7 protein-coding genes are annotated in these 8,375 nt (G+C 57.6%); 2 read left to right on the forward strand and 5 right to left on the reverse strand.

Going from position 1 to position 8,375, the window contains the following annotated elements:
- The 5 genes from VL547_RS18670 to VL547_RS18690 all read right to left on the reverse strand — a co-directional run.
- Nucleotides 1-264: hypothetical protein (locus VL547_RS18670; RefSeq protein WP_325580732.1), on the reverse strand; the 264-nt coding region annotated here is incomplete at its 3' end.
- Between the two features lie 65 nt (nucleotides 265-329).
- Nucleotides 330-1,115 (reverse strand): hypothetical protein, encoded by a 786-nt coding sequence (locus VL547_RS18675; RefSeq protein WP_325580734.1) that lies wholly within the window; start codon nucleotides 1,113-1,115, stop codon nucleotides 330-332.
- Nucleotides 1,116-1,193: 78 nt separating this feature from the next.
- Entirely contained in the window at nucleotides 1,194-2,381 is a 1,188-nt protein-coding gene (locus VL547_RS18680) for a DUF3472 domain-containing protein (RefSeq protein ID WP_325580736.1), read from the reverse strand.
- A 160-nt stretch (nucleotides 2,382-2,541) separates the two neighbouring features.
- The gene (locus VL547_RS18685; protein WP_325580738.1) at nucleotides 2,542-4,968 is read right to left on the reverse strand and encodes an ABC transporter permease; all 2,427 of its coding nucleotides are present in this window, start codon (nucleotides 4,966-4,968) and stop codon (nucleotides 2,542-2,544) included.
- Between the two features lie 126 nt (nucleotides 4,969-5,094).
- The gene (locus tag VL547_RS18690; RefSeq protein ID WP_325580739.1) at nucleotides 5,095-6,648 is read right to left on the reverse strand and encodes a family 16 glycoside hydrolase; all 1,554 of its coding nucleotides are present in this window, start codon (nucleotides 6,646-6,648) and stop codon (nucleotides 5,095-5,097) included.
- A 59-nt stretch (nucleotides 6,649-6,707) separates the two neighbouring features.
- Between VL547_RS18690 and VL547_RS18695 the strand changes: the two genes are divergently transcribed.
- The gene (locus tag VL547_RS18695) at nucleotides 6,708-7,178 is read left to right on the forward strand and encodes a hypothetical protein (RefSeq protein ID WP_325580741.1); all 471 of its coding nucleotides are present in this window, start codon (nucleotides 6,708-6,710) and stop codon (nucleotides 7,176-7,178) included.
- Nucleotides 7,162-8,184 carry a glycoside hydrolase family 5 protein gene (locus VL547_RS18700; RefSeq protein ID WP_325580743.1) on the forward strand — a complete coding sequence of 341 codons (1,023 nt, stop codon included), beginning with the start codon at nucleotides 7,162-7,164 and terminating at the stop codon, nucleotides 8,182-8,184. Before VL547_RS18695 ends, VL547_RS18700 begins: the two co-directional genes overlap by 17 nt.
- The last annotated feature ends 191 nt before the right edge of the window (nucleotides 8,185-8,375 follow it).

The following is an 8,375-nucleotide window of genomic DNA, read 5'->3' on the forward strand; positions in this document are numbered from 1 at the left end:
TACCCAGGTGAAGTAGACGGTGTCGCCGTTGTAATTTTTCGGGACGGCTTCGGTCTCCCAGGTGATGGTATCCTGGCCGGTGTTGACACGGGTGAGCAGGGCCTGGGTCGCCATGGGGGTGTAGGAGCCGTAGCCTATGGTCTCGCCGGAGATGCGGGTGGCGTAGCCGGGGATGGTGTCGTGCCGGGCTGTCGCGGTTTGGGCTGTCGCGGTTTGGGCGGCGAGGACCGCGGTCAGGTAAAGCAATCGGGGGAGTATGTTCATACATACCAAAGATAGGTATTGAACGCCTGGCTTCCAAGGGATCGCTGGACGCCCGGCAGCGAGCCTTATTTCACCGCCACCATTCCTCCGATCGAGCTATGATCCCCCTTTTGCCCAATATATCCACTTACGGTCCTTATCAAGTGCTCCGAATGGTTAAAAATATCATCCAGTGAGGTCAACTCCACCTTTGTCTCATGCTTATCCTCGTTAAATAATCCAATGTATTTCTTGCTCCCGCCTATATGAATCCGGCAAATCGGCTTCCTATTGTTGTCTTCAAAATTTATTGGGAAATAGGATTGCGCGTATCTATATTTTATTTTACTCAACGGCACATGTCGCCTCAATATGGATTTTACAATATTGAATGCGTCAATTTCCTCTTGGGTTATCGTATTTTTCTCTTCCGTTTCCGTTGAATTTTCGGCAGGGATGGCATTCTTCTGGTCAGCCTCTTCCTTTTGAAGGGCCAATTTCAACCTGTCCGTTATCAGATCATTGATGTAAAGCTGAACCGACTTCTTTGTCAGCTCGGTAAATTGATCCAGGATCTTCTGCGTAATGATCCCGGCGGTATATATGTGCTTCGCGAAATGTTTTACAAAATCTTGTGAAGGACTATTGAACTCTGAATTCAAGAGCGCCTTTAATTGGCTTACATATTTTAACTCGCTGGCGGTCGATACGATGGTATCCGTGTTGAAGTAGTTCTTGTGGAACTTTTTCAATTCTTCGATTTGATTGTCCCTGACGTCGTTCAGATCGAAAATGAAAAATGGCTTTTCATCCATTTTATTCTTTTCATCCAAATCGGTATAATTGCGTCCTTGAAATCCATTTTGTTTCATTTTATACCCCGCAAATATGTGGGGAATGGACGGGATGGAATTACGGGAACCCGTATTAAAGCATGTCGATCATAGGGGCTAGGGAAGTTTCGCGAAGTCGATGGCGGGTGGCGCCTCGTCGGAGGGCGCGGGGCGCTCGAACCAGGTGTCCAACGGTACGCGGTCGCTGAAGAAGCCGGCGTTCTTCAGGAAGAAGGCGCCGTCCCGCACGCCGCCGGCGTAGTCGAGGCGGTAGCCCTTGCGGGCGGTGTTGTCGCCGGTGAAGCGGGCGCGGTGGATCGGGGTCCAGTGATTGGTGGAGTCGGCGATCCATTGGTGGTTGAACAAGACATAGCGGGTCTTGTCGCCCGCTTCGGGGTCGAAGTTCTCGAGGAAGGAATGGAGGCCGGTGAGCCAGGCGTGGGTCTTGGGGCGGCTGAAGCTGGCGATGAGGCGCCAACGGCCATCTTCGGGGGTATAGAACCAAGCGGTGAAGACGGTGCGGTCGCTATCGGCGGGTTGGGCTTCGAGCAGGAAGCGATAGGTGTGGCCGGCCGACCACATATAGTTGAGGTAGCTCTGGCCACCGGAGCCTTCGTTGCCAAAGGCGCCGGCGTGGACGGCGTCGCCTTTTCTTAACAGGCGAATGCGGAGGCTGTCAGGGATGGCTTTGGGATCGTCCGTATTAAAAGGACTCCAAACCGAAAAAAGAATGTGGCGTTCGGTAGGGGAATTGACCTGCATACCGAAATAACCCACGTTAAAGCCGTCGGCCATGAAGTAGGAGCCCTGGACGTCCTGGCCCACGGGGACGGTCACCTCGTTATAGAACCATTGTATACGAGCGTCCTTCGGGAGCGCATAGGACAGGTGGACGGAAGGACCGCGACGGCCCCAGTAGAAGAAGTTGCCTTCGTCGTTGGGGGTAAAGGCGGCATCGGTGGCGCCGGTGATGCAGAGGGCCTGTAGGGCAGGGCCGTTTGACGACGACAGCGTGACCTTTTGGTAACCGGTGTCGGTGATGGTCCAATCCTTGCGGCCGTTCAATGGAGGCGCCGCGTCGTTCAGCATGGCGGTGACGCCGGCGGGGAGCACCAGGTGAACCTGACCGGTGTGCGCGGTGTGGAAGTACACGGTGGCATCCTTCCAACCGGCGACCAGACCGGTCTTTGTGATACGGCCGCTGTGCGTCCAGGCATTACCCCCCAGGGGTATCCGGGTGGTATCGTTTTGAGCGGCGGCGTGCAGGGCAACGCCGAGGCAGGCGAGCAGGAAAGTGGTGCGCATCCTGCAATATGCGCGATTTTGCCGAGCAAAAGCGGGTCAACCGGTTGCGCAAAAAAGCGTGCCAGCGGGGGGCCGCGGCGGGACGGGCGCGCGGCGGGCGATCGGCTGCGCGGCGGGCGATCGGCTGCGCGGCGGGCGCGCGGCGGCGCGGGGGGGGGCATTATTCGCTGCGGAGGCGCCCGATGGGGTTCGCGCGGGCGGCGCGGATGGCTTGGAAGCTCACGGTGAAAAGGGCGATACAGGCGGAGAGGACGCCGGAAAGCGCGAACATCCACCAGGTCAGGGACACACGGTAGGCGAAGGTCTCGAGCCAGCGGTGCATGGCCCACCAGGAGACGGGGACGGCGATCAGGAAGGCAATGGCGACAAGCAACAGGAAGTCGCGCGACAGCAGGGTGGCGAGGTTTGTCACCGAGGCGCCGAGGACCTTCCGGATGCCTATTTCCTTGCTCCTTTGCTCGGCGCTGAAGGCCGCCAGGCCGAAGAGGCCGAGACAGGAGATCAGGATCGCCATCAGGGTGAAGGCGTTGATGATGTGTGAAAGGGATATCTCGGTCTGGTAGAGACTTTGGACGGCCTGGTCCATAAACGTGTAGGTAAAGGGTTCGCCGGGGACGTAATGCTTCCACAACCTTTCGACGATGGCCAGTAGCGTGTGGTAGTCGCTGGTCTTCGCGTTCAACACGATGATGGGCCAGCGGGAATCGATGGGCTGTTGTTTCCAGACCATGAAGTTCTCGATGTTGTCGTAGAGGGCGTTATAGTTGAAGTCTTTCATCACCCCCACGATCTCGACCTCCCTTTTCTGGTCGTCGTAAATGTGCACACCGACGGCGGTGGCGGGGGTGAGACCCAGCTGGCGCGCGTAGTGCTCGTTGATCAGGCACTTGCTCGAATCGATGGCGTCGAAGTCGCGGCCGCTGACCAGGTGGAGGCCGTTGACCCTGACGAAGTACTCATCGGAAATGGCGAAATTGGTGTAGAGCTGGTCCGCGTCGCTCTGTCCGCGGAGGAAAAAGTGATTGGAGAAAAACGGCGCGCCGCTGCTCAGATAGTGGCTGCTGTTGGTAACGGCCTGCACGCCGGCGACGTTGCGGAGCTCGCCCAAAAACGCGGCAACGCGCTCGTCCGGGTCGATCCCCTGGATCGAAAGGACGATCTTCTGTTCTTTGTCAAAACCGAGGTCCTTGTTCTTGATATAGTTGAGCTGGCTGTAGATCACGACGATACCGGTGACCAGCACGATGGAAAGGACGAACTGGAAAACGACAAGCGACCGGCGGATACCGGCGGCGGAGATATGGCTGGTGAAGTTGCCCTTGATGACCTTGATCGCCTGGAAAGCGGAAAGATAGAACGCCGGGTAGCTGCCCGCCACCAGGCCGGTAACGGCCATCAGCGCCAGGAGCAATCCCCAAAGACGGGGACTGGCCAGCAGACCGGTGTCGACCGAGGCGCCGGTGATGCCGTTGAGGTAGGGCAGCAGCAGGATCAGCAAGGGTACGGACAGGAGCACGCCGAGGACGGACAACATATACGATTCGCCGAGGAACTGGCGGACCAGGTCTCCCCTACCCGCGCCGATCACCTTACGCACGCCGACCTCCCTGGCGCGTTTGGAGGCGCGGGCGGTGGACAGGTTCATGAAGTTGATACAGGCGATGAGCTGGATCAGGAAGGCGATCAACAGCAGGATATTCAGGAAAACGGGGTTGATGGGCTTTACGAGATCCAGGCCTTTCCATTCGGGTGAGGTGTGCACCGTGGTCAATGGCTGGAGGTGTAGCGTGGCCGTCATATTGAATTGCTTGTACTGGGCGGCGGCTTCCCGGTTGACAAGCGAGGGCAGCTTTTTTTCCAGGACGTCAGGATCGGTGCCGGGTCTGAGCCGGACAAAAGAGCCGAGGTAGTTGTTCCGGGTCCACACCGTCGAGGTCAAAGCGTCTCCCCCGAGCGAGCTACCGGTCAGGTTGACGAGGATTTGCGGGTTCACGACGGATTTGCCCAGGCTTTCGTCGATGATCGCTCGGACGATGTAGTCGGTTTTGCCATAGATGTTCTCGACGGTTATCGTCTTACCGACGGGGTCTTCCTTCCCGAAAAGCCGGTCGGACAGGTTCCGTGTCAGTACGGCGGAGTACGGTCTGGAGAGGGCGGTGGCCGCGTTGCCCTCCTGGAAATGGTAGGTGAAGACGTCAAAGAAGGTGGAGTCGACGAGGACGGCCGATTTTTCGGTGATCACCTTTTGACCATAATGCAGGAGCTGGGTGGACGCCCCGATATAAGGAATTACCCGTGTGTATTGTTCTATCTCCGGAAAATTTTGCTTCATGGCCGTCACGATCGGCGCGGAAGTGGTCGCATGCTTTTCCGTCTCTCCCGTTTGCAGCCGGGTCGACAATTGGTCTACCCGGTAAATATTTTCGCCTCCCTTGTGGTGCCGGTCGTAGCTGTACTGGTCGACCACGTACAGGACGATGTACAGACAACATAGGGTGCCGGCGGTAAGCCCGAAGATATTGATACCGCTAAAGAAGCGGTTTTTGTTCAGGAAGCGCAGGGCGGTCTTGAAGTAGCTGCGGAGCATGCAAAGGAGGTTTGCTGCTCCGCAGCGAAAGCAGTGCCGAAAGCGTTCTCGCTGAAATTCATGGCCTTATGCGACGGAAAGCGTTCGCTTTTGATACACCCGTTGTCCGCGGGCGCGCGGGGCGTGTTATTTCAGGACCTTGATTTTGATACTCCGGAAATCCACGTGGAAACCGTGGTCCTGGAGCAGGATGTGTCCCTTGTCGGCTTCGCCGAAGTGGTCCCATACCTTGTACTTGCTGATGGCGACGAGGTCTTCGTATTCCTTCGACTTGCGGACGTAGGAAAGGACCATGACGCCGTTGAGCCAATGCTCGACGTGGTTGTCGGGATACACAACGATACGGCCGGTGTTCCAGGCGCCGATCGGGCGGAGGCAGCTCTGCGGCTTGTTGGCGGGGATCAGGTCGTAGAGCGACGCCAGGGTGCGGTCGCCGTTGCGGCCAAGCTTGGCATCGGGGTGTACGGAATCGTCGAGGATCTGGTATTCGAGACCGATGGCGGAGCCGCCGGTTTGTTCCTTGAGGGTGACGAAGTACTTGACGCCGCTGTTACAGCCCCGGCTCGTGCGGAACTGGAAGCTCAGGTCGAAGGCGCCGTATTCGTCGGTGGTCACGATATCGCCGACGTTCTTGGCTTCTTCCCCACCCGAGTTCTGGATGGTCATCATCCCGTCCTGGACGATCCAGCCGCCGGTTTTGGTGGGGAACGCGTCCATATGCGCGCCTACCCACCCCTTGTTGGTCTTGCCGTCGAAAAGGAGCTTCCAGCCTTCTTTCTTTTCCTTTTCGGTGAGGGTGTTGGGGAGCTCCGCCTGTTCCAGGTAGGTGATGCTTTGGGGGACCTGGACCTCGGAGCGGTCGCTTTCGTCTTCGATGTAGTAGTGTTCTACTTTGGCTTCTTCGGCTGCTTGTATAATCGAGGGCATGTCGATCTGGCCGGTCCCAAGGACGACGTCGTTGTTACCGGAGGTGCCGCCGGTGCTGTTGCCGGGGACACCGTCTTTGAGGTCTTTCAGGTGAAGGGCCTTGTATCTGGTGGGGTATTTGTGCAGCAACGCGGCGGGGTCCTGGCCGGGGAAGTAGGCCCAGAGGACGTCCAGCTCGAAGTTGACGTAGTTGGGGTCGGTTTGGGTGATGAGTTGGTCGTAGAGCGTGCCGCCGTTGCCATCGGGGACGAACTCGTAGCCGTGGTTGTGGTAGATCAGCTGTAACCCGTACTGGTCCTTCAGGATCTTGCCTACTTTATTGAGGTCCGCGGCGGCCTTTTGAACGTCGTCGACCGTAAAGGTACCGGTATGGGGTATCCACGCCAGGCGGACATACGTCGCGCCCAGGGCCTTTGCGGCGGCGGCCACGTCGGCGGTCTTGTTAGTCAATGCGGCATAGTCTACGCCATAAGAGGTGCAGTAGAGGCCCCTGGCATCGAGCATTTTCCGCAGCGCTTCCGGCGTCTGGCCGAAGAGGCTGGAGAATTCGATGTCGCGCATCCCCTGGGACTTTATCAGGTCCAGCGTGGCGGGGACGTCCTTGGCGAACTGGTTACGGTAGGTGAACGAGACGACGCCGGGGTGGTGCGCGCTCGAGATGCGCGCGGCGCTTTCATGCGGCGGTTGGGCGGCCATCGTGTGGGTTGCGGCCAGCAAGCTGAGGCCGATTAGGGTTAAGGTTAACTTTTGCATAGGGCAATTTATTAAAAAAACCCTCGAAATCGGAGAATCGTCCGAAATTAGGCGTTCTTATGCGATTCTTACTCCGTCTGAAACACTGGCAACTGTTTGTACCTATTTTCCTTATGTTCTGCTACCGCGGACCCGGAGATGAACGGGTGGAGATGCTTGCATTGTCCTTGATCGGCCTGTGGATGTTCGTGGTTGGTTATTACGGGTACAATCGCCTGGCCGGCGTCGGTTTGTTGCCGGGGTATATCCGGTTCCCACGGTTCGCGGCCGCAACGCTGGGCTGGATAGTACTGGGCTGGGTGAATATATCGTTTTTCCCGGGAACTCAATACGGGGTTTATGCCTTACTACCACTAATTTTTGGCGTCGCCTACATCTATTCCTTTATCATTTTTGCGCACATCGTTCACATCCTTGCATATGGGCGTATCGCCAAAACTTCGGAGGTCTGGCCGTGGTACATTGCGGCATTTATATTCCCGGTCGGTGTTTGGATCATTCAACCCAAAGTAAATGAAATACTATCGTAACGTGCTGGCGGCGATCCTGTTCGCCGCGTGCAATGGCGGTGCGGCGGTGCTTACGACGTTGCACGCGCAGGAGTTGCCGCGCATCTCGGTGAAAGGCAATCGCTTTGTCACGCCTGACGGGACGCCCGTGCTCTTCAGGGGCGTCTCGATCGCGGACCCGGACAAGATCGAGCGGCAGGGGCATTGGAACCGGGGGCTATTCGAGCAGCTGCACGCGTACGGGGCGCAGCTGATACGGCTGCCGGTGCACCCGCAGGCTTGGCGGGCGCGGACGCCGGCCAGGTACCTGGTGTTGCTGGACTCGGCGGTGAGCTGGTGCGGACAGCTGGGGATGTATGCGGACATCGACTGGCATTCTATCGGGAACCTGCAAACGGAACTGTTCCAGGACGCGATGTACAATACGTCCCTGCAGGAGACGTATACCTTTTGGCGGACCATAGCGCAGCACTTTGGGGGTAAATACAGCGCGATCGCGTTCTATGAATTATTCAACGAGCCGACGTCGTATAACGGGCAGCTCGGGACTGCTTCCTGGGAGGGCTGGAAACAGATCAATGAGCGTCTCATCAAGCTGATCCGTTCTTTTGACCCGTCGACCGTAGAATTGGTCGCGGGTTTCGACTGGGCGTATAATTTACAGCCGCTGTACGAGGAGCCGATCGACGCCTCCGGCATCGGGTATGTCACACACCCCTACCCCTTTAAACGCGGGCAACCCTGGGAGCCTCGTTGGGACGAGGACTTCGGTTTTGCCGCGGCTAAATACCCGGTCATTGCGACGGAAATCGGGTTCGAGATTAAAAACGGGGACCCAGCGGACGGGGCGGAGCACTATGGCACGCGGATCACGCAATACCTCGAAGGACGTGGCATCAGCTGGCTGGCCTGGGTCTATGACCCGCAGTGGTGGCCGGCGTTGCTTACGTCGTGGGACGGGTACCCGCTGAGCGGGACCGGGAAATTCTTCGAGGGGGCTATGCGTGCCGGCGCTAAGGCGCGGTGAGGCGGCACGCGTATTTAGGTAACCTAATATAACCATTTTACTTGGTTTGCACAACCACTTTTATCGTGCCATCGGGGTTGTAATAGAGCTTGTCTACGCACACGGAGCGGAGCCAGTCCTGGTGGGAGAGGTTGCTGTTGTGGTAGAAGGCGTACCATTGGCCCTTGTATTCGACGATGGAGCCGTGGTCG

This window comes from Dinghuibacter sp., from assembly GCF_035492835.1.
In the GTDB taxonomy this organism is placed as follows: Bacteria; Bacteroidota; Bacteroidia; order Chitinophagales; family Chitinophagaceae; genus Dinghuibacter.

Bases quoted from the DNA above. Each gene is read 5' to 3' on its own strand.
- VL547_RS18675 (WP_325580734.1), bottom strand. From the start codon at position 1,115: ATGAAACAAAATGGATTTCAAGGACGCAATTATACCGATTTGGATGAA.
- VL547_RS18680 (WP_325580736.1), bottom strand. From the start codon at position 2,381: ATGCGCACCACTTTCCTGCTCGCCTGCCTCGGCGTTGCCCTGCACGCC.
- VL547_RS18685 (WP_325580738.1), bottom strand. From the start codon at position 4,968: ATGCTCCGCAGCTACTTCAAGACCGCCCTGCGCTTCCTGAACAAAAAC.
- VL547_RS18690 (WP_325580739.1), bottom strand. From the start codon at position 6,648: ATGCAAAAGTTAACCTTAACCCTAATCGGCCTCAGCTTGCTGGCCGCA.
- VL547_RS18695 (WP_325580741.1), top strand. From the start codon at position 6,708: ATGCGATTCTTACTCCGTCTGAAACACTGGCAACTGTTTGTACCTATT.
- VL547_RS18700 (WP_325580743.1), top strand. From the start codon at position 7,162: ATGAAATACTATCGTAACGTGCTGGCGGCGATCCTGTTCGCCGCGTGC.